This is a genomic window from [Mycobacterium] manitobense, assembly GCF_025821665.1.
Classification (GTDB): domain Bacteria; phylum Actinomycetota; class Actinomycetes; order Mycobacteriales; family Mycobacteriaceae; genus Mycobacterium; species Mycobacterium arseniciresistens.
The window spans coordinates 86,643-101,716 of sequence record NZ_JACKSJ010000093.1; the positions used below are offsets into that span (position 1 = coordinate 86,643).

Consider the following 15,074-nt stretch of genomic DNA (forward strand, 5'->3'; position numbering starts at 1 on the left):
GTCCCCGGGCGGTAGCCGCTGAGGTTCTCGAAATGCCAGTCCGTACCGAACGTGACTCCGGTGTCGAGGTCGGTGACGAAGGGTTCGTAGTGACTCGGCTCGCCCTTCTTCTGCCGGTGTCGCGCAGGAAGACCCGCACCTCGATCCGGTGGCCGACCGGGATGGGCACGGAACCGAGGACGTGGACGGTGACGGGGCTGATATCGATGAAGACAAGATACCGGCGGACGTCAGCTCGGGGTCATCGACACCAGCACGAAGGTGCGCACCCGGCCTGACGCCTTCGCCGAGCACATCGAGAGAAGCGGTTCGGACAACTCCTCGGCGAGCACGACCTCCACGGGTCCCGCGTCGCCACTGAGCACGACGCGGACGGTGTGGTCATCGCGTTCGACGTGGATGGGCGACAGCGCCGCGATGCGGTCATCACCCGAGGCCGCCCGGACGAAATACTGTGCGGCCTGAACCGGGTGCGGTAACGATGTCCTGCCGCGGAGGAATCGGTTGTCGAGCCTGCCGTCGAGGTACTTGCGCACCAGTTCCGCCGAGTCGGTGGAGTCCACCCGGCCGTAGCACAGCCCCTCGGGCAACACGAGCATCGTCGCGGCGAACCGGTCACCACCCAGATGCGAGCATTCCCAGGTGAATTCGGGGAACTCAGCGGCAATGGCCGCAGTGGCGGAGCGCCCCCGTACCGCGCAACACTGATCGTGCTTGCCGTGGGCACAGACGGCGACGAGTGGATCGGTGCACACGTGGCCGTCGGAGCCGTCGAGGGCGAGGTCCAGGTACCCCCGGGCATCGTCGACCTCACCGTGGTGGAGCACCTCGCTGCCCTCGTCGCAGTGTGCGACGAACCAGCGCCAGCGCGGGGTGGCGGAGCGACGACCCGGGCGGCGGATCGCGGCGATACGCATGCCCTCGGATTCGGCCCGTCGCGCGATCGCACGACCGAGCTCGCGGTCGATGACCGTGGCGGAGTCCAGGAATGCCGAATGCCCCCACGGCCCGGCCAATTCCAGCATCAACCAGGAGTGCCCCGCCGAGGCCGTGCCGTACATGGTGTCGTTGCGGGCGAGGGACTGATCACTGCACGGTTCGCGCTTCGCCGAGGTCATCCTCCGCTCACCGGCACCACGACGGCCTCCCGCAGCAGCCTGCGGACGAGCACCGTGCCGTCCGCGCGGTCGAGGCCGGGCAGGGAATCCGCGTCGACGACCGCCCCCTGGTGCAGTGCCTCGACCGCGGGCGCACATGACTCGGGGAAGGTGATGGTCCGGTCCGGCAGACGCAGAACGACTGAGCCGTCGCGGTTCTGGACACTTCCGACGAGGCCGTGACGCCACCGGACCGTGACGGCGCCTGCATTCTCGGTGGCCACCAGCGTCGCCAGTGGGCGGACCGCCACCGGGCGGGTGCGATCGGCGTGGCGTCGTGACAGTCGCTGCGCCGCACCCTCACTGATTTCGGCGGCGCGGTCGCGCAGACTCTCGATCGCCTCGGCCATGATCTTCGAAGCGGTCGCCACCATCTCGTCGGTGTCGGTGGCATCGAAGCCCAGCGGCAGCGACGACCGGAACTCCTCGACCGTCGTCAGGGTGTCGACGACGGCCTGCACGACGTCGAGGCGGGTCACCGCAGAAACGCCGACGGTCAGGTGAATCGACGTGGTGTCGAGCGCGTGCGCCGAATGCACCCAGCCCCGTGGCAGATACAGTGCGTCGCCCGCGGAGAGCACCGTGTCGATGACCGGTTCTTCCTGCGCTCGCCGGGCGATCGCCCCACGGTGGTCGGTCCACGGCTGCGACGGCAGCGGGTGTTCGTGCACCGGTTCGTGCACGATCCACCGCTTCTGCCCGGCGGTCTGCAACACGAACACGTCGTGAACGTCGTAGTGCGTCTCGAATCCCGTCTGGTTCGGCGGCGTGACGTAGGCGTTCGCCTGAACGGGGTGCCCGAGGTCGTCGACCATGCCGCGCACGAAGTCGATCATGGGCGGCCACAACCGGTGCAGACCCTGGAGGACGATGGTGGCGCCGGCGGCGAACTCGGTCAGCACCTTCGCCGAGTCCACCTGGTCGGGCATCTCTGCACCGAAGCCGGCCGAGTCGAGGTAGCAGTTGCGCGCCAGTACGTCGCCGGCCTTGGCCATGCGGATGAACGGTGCACGTACCCCGCGCTCGGCGATCAGCTCGTCGACCATCGCGGGCGACAGCAGATCGGCGAAGTCGCGGGGCAGTGCGCCGGACCGGCTGAGCAGAGGCCTACGGCCCCAGTACTGCGCCGCGAACTCCGCAGGGTCGACGGTGACGCAGCGGCTCAGCATGAGAAGGGGCTACGCGGTTCCGTCCGCGCCGCCGTCGTGGCCNTCNGGGTTCGAACCGCCGTCAGCGGTTCCCTCCCCGCCCGCGGTGCCGTCCGCGCCGCCGTCGTGGCCCTCGGGGTTCGAACCGCCGTCAGCGGTTCGTCCGCGCCGCCGTCGTGGCCCTCGGGGTTCGAACCGCCGTCAGCGGTTCCCTCCCCGCCACCGGATGTCGTGATGTCGTCGTCGTCGAGTGCCATGGTGAATCCTCTCGGGGCTGCGTGCGTACCACCTGTGTTCGCAGTATCTACACCCTCGGGGTGTTGCCGCCAGAGGCCTGACCGAAACGCTGCCATCATGACGTGATGACCTCCCCCGCGCCGCAGCCGGTGCCACACTCCCCGTCGCGGCGGATCGGCCGGTCGGTGGTGGCTCTCGCGGTCGCCGCGGTGGGCGTCGTCGCCGGATGGCTCCTCGTCACCGGGGTGCTTGCGCTGCCACTGCGGGAAGGCGTGCTGCTGGCCCTGAGCGGACTGGCCGCGGCGGCGTTGCTGGCCGGCGCGGTGCTTGTTCGTCGGCTGTGGGTGCGTGCTCTTTTGGCCGGCGGCTTCCTCGGGGTCGCCGCGTCGCTCGCGCTGGTACTGCTCGTCGTCGCGTCGTGAACGACGGCGCGCAGGGCTGATCAGCCCCGGTCGAGCAACGCGAGCAGTTTGGTGGTTGTCGACCAGCTCCGGATCGTCATCAGTTGATACTCGGGCTTACCCACGATCCGGCTCATCCGGCTCTCCGTCCGCCTGGCGCTCAGGCGGGCGAAGTACACCGCGCCGGTTCCGGGCCACGCCTGGTCGACACCGTCGCGAAGGTCGACGATGTCCATCGCCCGCGCGGCGGTCAGCGGCGGCTTCAGGAACACGACGTCGGAGTGATAGGTGTCCGGCTGCGCACCGAAGCCGGGAGGCGCACGGTGCACCACTGCCCGCAGCTGCCGGTGCGAACGCACCACGACCACGAGGGGGATCCCCAGCCGCGCTTCGAGCATGCCCTCGATCGAGGGCTCGAGGGACACACGTGGCACGTCCGAGGCGAACAGCACGTTCCCCGACTGGATGTAGGTGGTGACCGCCTCGAACCCGAGCGACTCGAACGCCGCTCGCAGGTCGGCCATCGGGACCTTGTTGCGCCCGCCGACGTTGATGCCTCGCAGCAGCGCGACGTAGCGCGTCGTCCCCATGAACTGGACGGTACCGAGTCGACGCGGGTCGCGGTGCGGAGTGGCCGAGGTGCTAGTCCCTGACTTCCTGGACGTCGTAGGCGTTCTCGGCGTACCGCGACCGGATCAGTTTCTTGTCGTACTTGCCGACGCCGGTCTTCGGCACCTCATCGACGAAGGTCCACCGCTCGGGCAGCCACCATCGAACCACTTTGTCCTCCAGGAACTTCCGCAGCTCGGCCGCGGTGGCATCGGCGCCGTCCTCGAGCACCACGGCGGCCAGTGGCCGTTCCTGCCAACGCTCGTCCGGCACGGCCACCACGGCCGCTTCCAGTACCGCCGGATGCGCGATGAGGTGGTTCTCCAGCTCCACCGACGAGATCCACTCGCCACCGGACTTGATGACGTCCTTGGCGCGGTCGGTCAACGTGACGAACGCCTGCGGGTCGATGCGCCCGACATCACCGGTGCGCAGCCAGCCGCCCTCGAACTTGGATTCGTCACGTCCCCGGTGATAGGAGCCGGTGATCCACGGGCCGCGGACCTCGATCTCCCCGACCGCCTTCCCGTCGTGCGGCAGCGGGTTGCCCGCGTCGTCGACGAGCCGGGTCTCGACGCCGCAGACCGGTCTGCCCTGACTGGTCCGCACTGCCCAGAGCTGGTCCTGCGGGGTGCCCGGCGCCGGACGCGCCATGGTGGCCAGCGGCGAGGTCTCGGTCATCCCCCACACCTGGACGATCTCCACGCCGTGCTTCTCCTGGAACGTCTTCATCATCGAGATGGGCACGGCCGAACCACCGCAGGGCACCAGCCGGAGCGACGAGAGGTCGTGGCCGGGGTTCTTGTCCAGGTAGCGCATGACGTCGTTCCAGATCGTCGGCACCGCACAGGCCACCGTGGGGCGTTGCGTCTCGATCAGGTCGACCAGCGACCTGGCGTCGAGGAACCGGTGCGTCATCACCAGGTCTGCGCCGGCCATCAGCGCCGCGTAGGGCATCCCCCAGGCGTTGGCGTGGAACATCGGCGCGATCGGCACCAGGGAATCTGCGCAGTTCAGACCGAGCCCGTTGCCCGAGCACACCGCCATCGAGTGCAGGTAGTCCGAACGATGGCTGTAGACGACGCCTTTCGGGTTGCCCGTGGTTCCGCTGGTGTAACACATCGCCGCCGCGGAGTCCTCGTCGATGTCCGGCCAGTCGAAGATCGGCGACTCTGCGGACAGGATGTCGTCGTAGCGCAGCACGGTCTTGCCGGGCGACGACAGCGCGTCGGCATCGCCTTCCCCGACGGCGATCACGGTGTGGACGGTCTCGAGCAACGGCAGCACCGGAGCGAGCTGCGCGACGAGTGACAGATCGGCGAAGATGACCCTGTCCTCGGCATCGTTGGCGATGAACGCGATCTGTTGCGGGGACAGCCGGATGTTCAACGTGTGCAGCACCGCGCCCATCGCCGGCACCGCGAGATACGTCGTCAGATGCTCGGCGTCGTTCCACATGAAGGTGCCGACGCGTTCGTCCCCGGTGATTCCCATGCGGCGCAGCGCATTCGCCATTCGGCCGGCCTGCTCGCCGAGTTCGCGATAGGTGACGGAGCGATACTCGCCGCCACCCATCGACGTGGTGACCCTGCGATCGCCGTGCACCTCGCAGCCGTGTCGCATGATCGTGGTGATGCTCAGCGGGATTTTCTGCATGGTGCTCTTCATGACGATCCGCCCTTCCGGCAACCGGCAGTAGGCGCGATGTTACGACCGCCGGAGATCAGTTTCAGCGAATTGACAAAGCGCGCCCGTGACGTTGCGCGGATGACTCTCACCATTGACGTGAACGACAAAATAACGTCCTGAAGAGCGAGTATCCGCTGTAGCCGGCTAGGCGCTGCAAGCCGACCCGCATCCCGCATCGCCTAGTGCAGCTAACATATGGCCGGTTGTGCCGGGTTTGTGCGAACCGTCACGTCGCCATGCCGGATGTGCAACCGTTTCGGGACAGGGCGAAGGAGAGTGCAATGGCCGTATCCGAGGAGAAACTCAACGCATTTCTGGGACGGGCGGTCGGCGACCTCTCGGCGTCGGTGAGCGCGGTCCTGATGTTGATCGGCGACGAGCTCGGACTGTATTCGGCACTCGCCGGTCATCGCTTGTCGGCAGCAGCGCTGGCCGACAAGACCGGGACGAGCGAGCGTTATCTGCGGGAGTGGCTGGCCAATCAAGCCGCGGGCGGATATGTCGAATACGACGCCGAGACCGATGAGTACCACATGACCGAGGAGCAGGTGTTGTGCCTGGCGGATCCGAACGGGCCGGTGGATCTGCCCGGTGCCTACCAGATCGTCAACGACCTGTTCCAGGTGCGCGAACGCGCGGTGGAGAATTTCCGCACCGGCAAGGGCATGGAATGGGGCGAACACCATCCCTGCCTGTTCGAGGGCACCGAGCGGTTCTTCCGTGCCGGCTACAACGCGAACCTGTTGGCCTCCTGGCTTCCTGCGCTCGACGGGGTGGTCGACAAGCTCAACGCCGGGGCTCGGGTGGCCGACGTCGGCTGTGGCCATGGCGCGAGCACGATCCTGATGGCACAGGCGTTCCCGCAGTCGGAGTTCGTCGGGATCGACTATCACGAGGCGTCCATCCAGACCGCACGTGACCGGGCCGCGGAGGCAGGCGTGAACAACGCCCGCTTCGAGGCGGCGGATGCGACGTCCTACCAAGGTGGTGACTACGACGTGATCGCGTTCTTCGACTGCCTGCACGACATGGCCGATCCGGCGGGTGCCGCCCGCCGGGCGAGGGAAGCGCTCAAACCGGACGGGCACTGCATGCTCGTGGAGCCGATGGCCGGCGACCACCTGACCGACAACCTGAACCCCGTCGGCCGCCTGTTCTACGGTGCGTCATCCCTTATCTGCGTACCGGTTTCGCTGTCCCAACAGGGACCTGCACTCGGTGCGCAGGCCGGCGAGCAGCGGTTGAGGAGCGTGATGGTCGACGAGGGCGGCTTCACGCGGTTCCGACGGGCCACGGAGACTCCGTTCAACATGATCTTCGAAGCGAGGCCATGATGCCCGCTACCCAGTGCCGGACCGCCGACGCGCAACCAGACGGCGATGAGCGCCGCAGCAGAAACCACGGCGGCCGACGCCATGAGCGCGTGCCGAAAGCCCCCGTGCAGTAGGGGTGCGACGATCAGCGGGCCGAGGATCTGACCGACCGAGTACCCCGCGGTGAGGACCGCGACTGCACGCGGGAAGGCGAGCAGACGGCCGGCCGCCAACGCGACGGTGCTCACCCCGATGAAGGTGCCGCCGAACAGCACAGCGCCGATGAGCGCTGCGGCGGCGCCACCGGCGAAGGCGGGCAACGCGATCCCCACCGCCTGTAACGCGAGTGCCACCGCCAGCAGGGTGGCGTGCGACCAGCGTCTGCTCGCCGCGGCCCACAGCGCTGCCGACGGCGCGGCGGCCAGTCCGACGACGATCCAGGCACTGTTGCCCAGCCATCCCGGTGAGCTCTGTCCGATGGCAGCCACCAAAAAGGTGCCCGCGATGATGTAACCGATCCCCTCGAGGGTGTAGCACGCGAGGAGAATAGTGAACCAGAAGCGCGAATCGGATTGTGCGTGTCCCTCTTTCGCACTCCCCAGGACAGGGACGGCGCCCCTCAGGTGCCAGGCCACCGCGGCGATGATCGCGGCCATCGCCGCAGCCGCCCACCAGGCCACCCGCCACCCTGAGGCGGGCAGTAACAGCACCAGCGCACCCGACAGCGCGATACCGACGCCGACGCCCCCGAATCCCCAGCCGGTCAGGATGGACCGCCGCCCGGCGTGATCGAGCATCCAGTCGACCGCGATGACGAACAGCACGGCACTCGCGAATCCCGCGAGCGTACGGATCGCCATCCACGCAACGACACTGTGCGTCAGCGGCATCGCGGCCAGACTGCACACCACCACAACCAGCGCGACACGCAACGTGACGGTTGTGCGCACCAGACGCGGAACGAGCACACCCGCCAGCGCACCCGCCAGGTAACCGACGTAGTTGGCGGTGGCAAGGCCGCCGGCGGCCGCCGCGCTCAGCCCCGTCTGGGCCGTCATCAGAGGCAGGATGGGCGTGTACACGAAGCGGCCGATGCCCATGGCCGCGGCCAAGGCGGCTGCGCCGCGGGCGATGTGGATGTGTGGGCGGTGGCGGCTCATGCTGCCATCGTCAGCACGGCGAGGATGCGACGCCACGACCGGTTTGCTCTCAGCTGCAAGGTGCCGGCTCTCACTCGGAGCGGGTCCCCGGCGCAGTCGACCTCGGTAGTCTCACGCTGGACCCCGCGGCGACAACGAAGGACCAGATGACCGGAAGTGAACGGAGGCGGCGCACCCGCGGGCTCGGGAAGCGCGCGAGCCTGGTCACCTGGTCGATTCGGCTGGTTCTGTGGACGCTGGGATTCACGCGCATCATCAGGACGAGGATCGTCGGTGCCGAGGTGGTGCCGGACAACGGCGCAGTCATCCTCGCGGCCAATCACACATCGATGATCGACGTGCTGTTCATCCTGGCGGCGCTGCGCCGTCAGGCGATCGCCATGGCGATGGCAGAGCTGTGGAAATCACCGCTCACCCGCTGGCTCGTCGAGGTGCTCGGCCAGATACCGGTCGTGCGCGGCGACGCAGAGTCCGGGAAACAGGCGATGGAGACCGCCGCCGACGCCTTGGCGGACGGGGCCCTGGTCGGCATCTTCCCGGAGCAGAAATGCGTGCTGCCCGGGGAGGTCGCCCCGTACCGTCCCGGTGTGGCCGTCCTGTCCAAGCGCTCGGGTGTGCCGGTCATCCCGGTGAGCCTGGTGAACGCCAACAAGGTGCTGCCGGTGGGTCGGAGATCCCCGTCGTTCGGGCACACCGTCTACGTCCTCTTCGGTGAGCCGATCGACCCGGACGACTTCGAGTCCGTCAGCGATCTGCTCGAGGAGATCCACTCGCGTATCACCACAATGGCAGAGGAACGTGCGAAGTGAGGTGGGTCGAAGGTGCTGTGGTACAACAACATCAAGAGGCACTCCCCCGCCTGATCGGCGACCCTCCCGGATGCCGCAAGGGCGCACCGCGCCCGATGACCTCACGTCGCGGGCATCTGCACTCGAAAAGCGAAACGCAATGGAAACGTGCGCACCGTTTCGGCGAACAAACGCGCCGGGTAGAAGACATATGACGCAATGGCGCGGACCGATGGGCTGACCGAACGCCGAGCGAGGAGACCTCCATGACCGAATCGCTCGCGAGGACAGCCGCGCAGACCCTCGTCGCCGGCATCGGGCGCCGCGACTTCGTCCGCGCCGCGGCGCTGCTGGGCGCGGGCACCGGAGTGGCCGGCGTCGCGGCGGCCTGCTCACACGACGTCGCATCCGCACCGAGCAACGCAGCCGTCACCGGCGCCGTCACGGTGCTGCAGCCCGGACAGGGCGACACCCCAGGTGACCACTACCTGCCGTCCACCCCCGATCAGGTGCTCTGGGGGTACGTGCCGAATGTGCACGCCACCGCGGCGATGCAGATGCGGTCGGGCGAGACCGTCACGATCGACGCCGTCTCGCACGAAGGCATCCTCGAAGACCAGGGCCGCGACCCGGTCACGTATTTCGGCGGCCACGGCGTCGCGCGGGGTGACGTGCTCGAGGACGCCGTCGCGATCGCGAGCGACTACCGGCGCACGCCGAGGAACTTCGACAAGGACGGCCCGCACGTGGTGACCGGCCCGGTGTTCGTCGAGGGCGCTCAACCGGGTGACGTGCTGAAGATCGAGACCCTCGAAGCCGTGCCGAGGGTGCCGTACGGCGTGGTGTCGAGCCGGCACGGCAAGGGCTCGCTGGCACGAACCGCCGACGGTGGCGCTCCGGCGGGCATCTCGCTGGCCGAGGTGATGCCACCGATCGCCACGGACGGCAGAGCCACCAAGAACCCGACGTCCTACGGCAACATCTCGACGTTCACGGCCATCGAGGACGGTCAGGGCGTGATGGCCTACGGCGACGCCAAGGTCCGCTTCCCGCTGCAGACGTTCATGGGAATGATGGGCGTCGCGTACTCGCAGGACCCCGAACTGACTGCGCCGACCGCCAATTCGGTGCCACCGACCCTCGGCGGCGGCAACATCGATATCCGGCTGCTGGGTAAGGGGTCCACGTTCTATCTGCCGGTCGTCGCCGAGGGCGCACTGTTCTACGTCGGCGACCCCCACATGGCGATGGGCAACGGCGAGGTCGCGCTGACGGCGATGGAGGGATCGTTGCGGAGCACCTTCCGCCTCACGGTGTGCAAGAAGGGATCGGGCGATGCGCCGTCCGTGGCCTTCCGCTATCCCTTCGCCGAGACCGCCGATGTGTGGGTGCCGATCGGCCTGTCCGATCCCGACGGCGCCCTAGACGGCCAGGGCAGCGACCTCGATGTCGCGATGCGTCGCGCCGTGGTCAACGCACTCGACTATCTCGAGACCGACCGCGGTATGGACCGCGCCACCGCGTACGCCTATCTGTCGGCGGCCTCGAACTTCCACGTCTCGCAGGTCGTCGACAAGACGGTTGGCGTGCACGGCGAGATCTTCAAGTCGCACTTCGCGTGAGGCGGACGGCCCGCTGTGCGGTCGAATCCGGATGGCCGCCGAACTGGTCGGCGGTGCCCTATGCCAGCAAAGTATCGACTGGCGTAGCGCGGCCCGTGTATCCAGCCGAATCAGTTAGCTACGAGGTTCCTCGACGCCCCTTTCGCTCAGTAAAGCCAGCTTGTCGCGGTTGGCCGGCCAATCGCCTCCTCGCAACGACGTCATCGGTTATCGGGGACATCGTGCAGACACAGCAACCGCGAGCTGCGTTTGGTTGAAAATGGCACAAATTCATTCGGCAGCCCGCCTCTTCGACAAGAAAAGCGTCTTTGCTCGCCACCTACTGCTGCTGCGCCGCGAACCGCCGAATGAGTCCGTCACCGCCCCCGGCCAGGGATGCTGCCCGATAGAGCGCCGCGACGCTTCCATCCCGATACCCGGCCCCGGCGGTCGGTTCCTAGAGCACCGAAACTAGTTCTTCTGCAGTATCTTTCAGATGTTAGTGGAGCTTCGGCGCTTGCCACCCAAGGGCCGGCGGGTGTGGAGCTCCGACGGCACGCGTTGCACAGCCGACACCGCGGGCATTCCGGCAGCGCGACGGAGGCGATCCAGTATGGGGCATGATGTGAATTCGCGACAGCTTTTCCTGACCCAATATTTCGGCGCAAACGGGGGTCGGCTTCAAGATTGCTAGATGCTTAACAAAAGCAACGATTCGAATGGCCGGTGGCCGTCACTCATCCGATGCCCCAACCAGCGACAAGACTCCGATAAACGCCAGTATCTCGAAATTGACGCTCAGCGAAGCCCCAGCTTGCTACCTTCCGTAGACAGTTTGCTGCAGCGGGGCAGCGTTCAGATCGTCGAGGGAGCATCGGATGGGGTATGCGGGTTACGTGGGGCGCGTCGGTGCGCTTGCGGTTGCGCTCGGGGTTGGGTCGGCCGTAGCGGCGTCGCCGGTCTGGGCGACACCGACGGATTCCGGTGACTCGGGTTCGTCCTCGTCATCGGGTTCGGCTTCAGGTAACACCGGTTCGTCGAGCTCGAACACGAACGGCGACGGTTCGACGTCGACCAACGATTCGGGGACGCCTTCGGCAGGAGGTTCGACGACGGGCGATTCAGCGACTGGTGGCTCGCCGTCGGCCGAAACCCCTAAGTCGACACCGAGAGTCAAGTCCTCGACCAAGAGGTCGAGTAAGCGAGCCGCGGCTGCAGCGGCGAAGAAGGAAGCGCAGAAGGCCGCGGCCGACGCCGCATCCTCGACCGATACGAAGACCGCGGCGGCCAAGGACACGTCCACGCAGTCGACGACGAGCAGGACCAGGACGTGGCGATCGCAGCGGGCGGAGGTGTCGTCGAGCACCACTACCGCCGACACCGCAACCGGCGACCTGTCGCAGTCGGGCGCGCCGAAGACCGTGTCGACTGTGCGGGCCCAGTTCGGGTCGTTGACGGCCGCGACCACCGCTGCCGAGGAGTCGAAGACGGTGGCCATTGCGGCGCCGACGGCGGTCACCAAGACCGGGTTCGGCGTGTTGTCTGCGCTCACCCTGCGGGTGGGGGCCACCGGGGCTCCCGTTGCGCCGGTCGAATCCCCGGCTGTCTGGGTGGCTCTCGCCGCGGCCCGCCGCGAACTGGGCAGCCTGGACACCGTCAAGATCGCCAACACCGCAGAGTCGCTGCAGACCACCGGAGAACTCCTGCCCGAGGCCGACGTCTCCGCCGCGGTCGACAACGGGGCACCCACGATCACCAGGACGACGGTCGGCCGGCCCAGTTCCACGACGGGGGTGGTCAAGGGCTCGGTCACCGCGACCGACCCCGAGAAGAACCCCCTCACGTACGCGGTCACGCCCACCAGCAGTAAAGGTGGCACGGTCGTCGTCGACACCAAGGGCAAGTTCACCTACACGCCCACGACCGCGATGCGTCACGCCGCCGCGTTGACCACCGCGACCCCCGTCGACAAGACCGACACCTTCACCCTCAGCGTCGCCGACGACCAGGGCAACGTGACCCAGCAGGTGGTGACGGTCGCGATAGCGCCTGCGAACATCAAACCGACCGCACCCGGCGCCGCTGCGGGACAGCCGAATTCGACCACCGGCGTCGTCATCGGCACCGCGTGGGCGACCGACGCCGACAAGGACGCCATCATCCTGGGCGGACCGACCGCCACCAAGAAGGGCACGATCGAGTACGACAACACCACGGGCACCTTCAGGTACACGCCCACCGCGGAAGCCCGCGCAGCGGCCAACGCGCCGAAGGCGAGCGCGGCGGTCAAAACCGACAAGTTCACCATCACCCTCAGCGACGGACACGGTGGCACCGTCACCACCTCGGTCACCGTCAATCTCGCCAACGTCGACCAGAACACGTTCCCCGGTGTCAGTTCCGGCAAGGTCCTGACGGGAACCACGGGCACCAAATTCGAGTTCGTCAACGCACTGAACGGCTCGGCCAGCGGGCGGACGTCTCCCACCAGGGTCATCGTCATCAACCCCGATGGGACGGCCGCGGCCACCGTGACGATCACCGGCGTCCCCGATTTCAAGAACGGCGGCCTGATCGCGGCGCCGGGCGGAGGTGCCTACTTCACCACCATCAACGGCACCAAGACGCAGGTGTCGGTGATCAGTGCGACCGGCGCCCTCACCACGTCGACCGCGATGGCCGGAGCGCCGTCCGGACCGATCACCGTGGCTCCGGACGGAACCGGCTATCTGACTGTCGGACAGTTCAACACCACCAGGAAGACCACCATCTCGGTCGTCCAGATCAGGCCGAACGGCCAGACGATCGTCACCAAGCTCTCGGGCATCGCCACGGGCGGGGTCTCGGTGGCCTCCGACGGGACCGCCTATCAGGCGTACCAGGACGGCACCACGACCAAAGTCCTTGCCGTCGCTCCCGACGGCTCGGTCAAGACACTCTCGGCGCCGGCAGGCCAGACGGTGGTCGGGACGGCGGTGGGAACCGGCGGCACCGCGTATCTCACGACGCGTAATCAGACCGCCGGCACCACCAGCGTGTACACGATCGACGCCGGCGCTCTCTCCGCGCCGCGCGTGCTCACCGGCAATGCCGTGGGAGCAGTCGCGGTAGCACCCGACGGGACGGCCTACCAGGTCACCACCACGGGTTCGACGGCGTCGATCTCGGTGATCACGCCGACCGGCGCCGTCCAGGGCCCGGCCATCGACTACCTCCCGGGCTACAACGGCAAGTTCACCACGCTTCAGTTCGCCGATGACGGGACCGGTTACCTGCTGGTGAGCAACGCGAGCGGAGGTGCGGTCGTGGTGGTCCGTCCCGGTGGAAACGATGCCCCGGCGGCTATCCCCGTCCCGCTCGACGAGATCAAGACGCTGAAGGTCGGACCCGACGGCAGATTGTTCGTCAACACCACGCACACGGTTTCGTCGACCGGCGCGGTCACGGCACTGCCCGGGTCGGCGGGCACCGAGGATCTCGAATTCGGCCCCGACGGAACGCCGTATGCGGCATACGTCACCAGCACGGGTATCGGCTTCGTCAACCTGAACACCGGCGTGCGCAGTGCTGAGATCCCGGGTGCCACTGCCCCGTCGAATTTCAACGGCAGCCTCGGCGACGGCTTCGATCCACTCACCATCGGACCCGACGGCACGATCTTCGTCAGGTCCTACGCCGGCGTGCCGGAGCAGGGGACCCGCCAGGTGTCGGTGCTCGTGGCCAGTGCGGACGGAACGAACGTCGTCAGCTTCACCGATGACGGCTACGGCGTCTGGCTCACTCCGACGGGTGACGGCGGTGGATACGCCACCGTTTACGACGCCGACACACGCACCACCAAGGTGTGGCGGGTCAACGCGACCACGGGCGAGAAGACCATCATCCACACGATCGCGAACGGCGTTGCGACCGGCGGAGTCGACGTCCGTGCGGACGGCTCGTTGTCCGTGACGACCATCGACGGCAGCAGGCCGTCGAACGTCACGACCACGTTGCACGAGTTCGCGGGCTGACACGCACCCGCGCAGGCGAATCGAATCGCCTGCGCGGGTGGCTCGTCCCTCGTCTCGCAGCCATGACAGGCCAAAGCCCGACACGCCTCGTCGGGATCGTGACTCGGGCATCGCATTCGATGGATGATCGTCACGGCCCGCAGCGTTGCTCGAGGGGTGCAGGAGGTGATCGAGTCGGTCTCATCGCAGCAGGAGTTTGTTGCGTACGGCCCATCTCATCTGGTGGTGCTGGGTGTGTTCGCGGTCGGCGCAGCCGTTCTGGTGTGGCACGGTCGTCGCGAGAGCGGGGCGCAGGCGCGCCTGGTCAGTCGAATTCTGGCGGTGCTGCTGCTGGCGACTTTCACTACGGCGCTGGTCTACAAGCTGATCCGGCCGGACCTAGCCACGTCGATACCGCTGCAGCTGTGCGACATCGCGGAACTGACGGCGGCCTATGCGTTGTGGACGCAGCGACATCGGGCGTTTGTGCTCACCTACTTCTGGGGTCTGCTCCTCAGCTCGCAGGCGCTGCTCACCCCGGACATCGGCACTCCCGAGGAGGGGGCGCCCGACTTCCCGAGCCACCTGTTCCTCACGTTCTTCGTGCTGCATGTGCTCGTGGTGTGGTCGGCCGTCTATCTGACCTGGGGACGTGGGATGCGTCCGCGGTGGCGCGACTATCGGTTCGCGGTCGTCGTGACGCTGGGATGGGTGGCGTTCACGTTCACGTTCAACACGCTCGCGGGAACCAACTACGGATATCTCAACGGGAAACCGCCGACGGCCTCGATCCTGGACGCGCTCGGCCCATGGCCGCTGTACCTCGTGATCGAAATTCTGATCGTGATGGGTGCGTGGGCACTGATGACGTGGCCGTGGGAAAGGCTGAGGCGACAGGCGACGTCCCGAGCTGATCGACCCTCGCTACCCGGCCCCGACCGCCGCACCGGCGTCGCGCGGCAGTCGCCACGCCGTTGAC

The 15,074-nt window shown here is 67.4% G+C and carries 11 protein-coding genes and 2 pseudogenes; 6 read left to right on the top strand and 7 right to left on the bottom strand.

Going from position 1 to position 15,074, the window contains the following annotated elements:
- Positions 1 to 230: 230 nt before the first annotated feature.
- The 3 genes and pseudogenes from H7I41_RS12205 to H7I41_RS12215 all read right to left on the bottom strand — a co-directional run bounded on the left by H7I41_RS12205 (position 231) and on the right by H7I41_RS12215 (position 2,562).
- Positions 231 to 1,118, bottom strand: coding sequence for a ferredoxin family protein (locus tag H7I41_RS12205; RefSeq protein ID WP_264012843.1), 888 nt, complete (start codon positions 1,116 to 1,118; stop codon positions 231 to 233).
- Complete coding sequence (locus H7I41_RS12210; protein WP_264012844.1) at positions 1,115 to 2,326, bottom strand: cupin domain-containing protein; 1,212 nt, start codon at positions 2,324 to 2,326, stop codon at positions 1,115 to 1,117. Before H7I41_RS12210 ends, H7I41_RS12205 begins: the two co-directional genes overlap by 4 nt.
- Positions 2,327 to 2,335: 9 nt before the next feature.
- A pseudogene (locus H7I41_RS12215) lies at positions 2,336 to 2,562 on the bottom strand (BatC protein).
- Positions 2,563 to 2,667: 105 nt separating this feature from the next.
- On the opposite strand from H7I41_RS12215, the gene H7I41_RS12220 reads away from it, so the two are divergent.
- Positions 2,668 to 2,964 carry a hypothetical protein gene (locus H7I41_RS12220; RefSeq protein WP_264012845.1) on the top strand — a complete coding sequence of 99 codons (297 nt, stop codon included), beginning with the start codon at positions 2,668 to 2,670 and terminating at the stop codon, positions 2,962 to 2,964.
- A gap of 20 nt (positions 2,965 to 2,984) precedes the next feature.
- Here the strand turns inward: H7I41_RS12220 and H7I41_RS12225 are convergent, their stop codons facing one another.
- Together H7I41_RS12225 and H7I41_RS12230 are read right to left on the bottom strand one after the other, a co-directional pair.
- Positions 2,985 to 3,533, bottom strand: coding sequence for a DUF1697 domain-containing protein (locus H7I41_RS12225; protein WP_264012846.1), 549 nt, complete (start codon positions 3,531 to 3,533; stop codon positions 2,985 to 2,987).
- A gap of 52 nt (positions 3,534 to 3,585) precedes the next feature.
- On the bottom strand, positions 3,586 to 5,220 hold the full coding sequence (locus H7I41_RS12230) for a long-chain fatty acid--CoA ligase (RefSeq protein WP_264012848.1): 1,635 nt from the start codon (positions 5,218 to 5,220) through the stop codon (positions 3,586 to 3,588).
- Positions 5,221 to 5,522: 302 nt separating this feature from the next.
- Between H7I41_RS12230 and H7I41_RS12235 the strand changes: the two genes are divergently transcribed.
- Positions 5,523 to 6,575 (top strand): class I SAM-dependent methyltransferase, encoded by a 1,053-nt coding sequence (locus H7I41_RS12235; RefSeq protein ID WP_264012849.1) that lies wholly within the window; start codon positions 5,523 to 5,525, stop codon positions 6,573 to 6,575.
- A 26-nt stretch (positions 6,576 to 6,601) separates the two neighbouring features.
- Here the strand turns inward: H7I41_RS12235 and H7I41_RS12240 are convergent.
- Positions 6,602 to 7,654, bottom strand: a pseudogene (locus H7I41_RS12240) (YbfB/YjiJ family MFS transporter); the annotation flags it as partial.
- A 206-nt stretch (positions 7,655 to 7,860) separates the two neighbouring features.
- On the opposite strand from H7I41_RS12240, the gene H7I41_RS12245 reads away from it, so the two are divergent.
- Together H7I41_RS12245 and H7I41_RS12250 are read left to right on the top strand one after the other, a co-directional pair.
- Complete coding sequence (locus H7I41_RS12245; protein WP_264012850.1) at positions 7,861 to 8,523, top strand: lysophospholipid acyltransferase family protein; 663 nt, start codon at positions 7,861 to 7,863, stop codon at positions 8,521 to 8,523.
- Positions 8,524 to 8,768: 245 nt separating this feature from the next.
- Positions 8,769 to 10,124 (top strand): acetamidase/formamidase family protein, encoded by a 1,356-nt coding sequence (locus H7I41_RS12250; RefSeq protein ID WP_264012851.1) that lies wholly within the window; start codon positions 8,769 to 8,771, stop codon positions 10,122 to 10,124.
- Positions 10,125 to 10,995: 871 nt separating this feature from the next.
- Here H7I41_RS12250 and H7I41_RS30320 read toward each other — a convergent pair.
- Positions 10,996 to 11,472, bottom strand: coding sequence for a hypothetical protein (locus tag H7I41_RS30320; protein WP_264012852.1), 477 nt, complete (start codon positions 11,470 to 11,472; stop codon positions 10,996 to 10,998).
- Here H7I41_RS30320 and H7I41_RS12260 point away from each other — a divergent pair.
- The gene (locus H7I41_RS12260) at positions 11,456 to 14,116 is read left to right on the top strand and encodes a beta strand repeat-containing protein (RefSeq protein ID WP_264012853.1); all 2,661 of its coding nucleotides are present in this window, start codon (positions 11,456 to 11,458) and stop codon (positions 14,114 to 14,116) included. The genes H7I41_RS30320 and H7I41_RS12260 overlap by 17 nt on opposite strands.
- 123 nt (positions 14,117 to 14,239) lie before the next feature.
- Positions 14,240 to 15,073 carry a YwaF family protein gene (locus H7I41_RS12265; RefSeq protein WP_264012854.1) on the top strand — a complete coding sequence of 278 codons (834 nt, stop codon included), beginning with the start codon at positions 14,240 to 14,242 and terminating at the stop codon, positions 15,071 to 15,073.
- Position 15,074 lies beyond the last annotated feature (1 nt).

Bases quoted from the DNA above. Each gene is read 5' to 3' on its own strand.
- H7I41_RS12205 (WP_264012843.1), bottom strand. From the start codon at position 1,118: ATGACCTCGGCGAAGCGCGAACCGTGCAGTGATCAGTCCCTCGCCCGC.
- H7I41_RS12210 (WP_264012844.1), bottom strand. From the start codon at position 2,326: ATGCTGAGCCGCTGCGTCACCGTCGACCCTGCGGAGTTCGCGGCGCAG.
- H7I41_RS12220 (WP_264012845.1), top strand. From the start codon at position 2,668: ATGACCTCCCCCGCGCCGCAGCCGGTGCCACACTCCCCGTCGCGGCGG.
- H7I41_RS12225 (WP_264012846.1), bottom strand. From the start codon at position 3,533: ATGGGGACGACGCGCTACGTCGCGCTGCTGCGAGGCATCAACGTCGGC.
- H7I41_RS12230 (WP_264012848.1), bottom strand. From the start codon at position 5,220: ATGAAGAGCACCATGCAGAAAATCCCGCTGAGCATCACCACGATCATG.
- H7I41_RS12235 (WP_264012849.1), top strand. From the start codon at position 5,523: ATGGCCGTATCCGAGGAGAAACTCAACGCATTTCTGGGACGGGCGGTC.
- H7I41_RS12245 (WP_264012850.1), top strand. From the start codon at position 7,861: ATGACCGGAAGTGAACGGAGGCGGCGCACCCGCGGGCTCGGGAAGCGC.
- H7I41_RS12250 (WP_264012851.1), top strand. From the start codon at position 8,769: ATGACCGAATCGCTCGCGAGGACAGCCGCGCAGACCCTCGTCGCCGGC.
- H7I41_RS12265 (WP_264012854.1), top strand. From the start codon at position 14,240: ATGATCGTCACGGCCCGCAGCGTTGCTCGAGGGGTGCAGGAGGTGATC.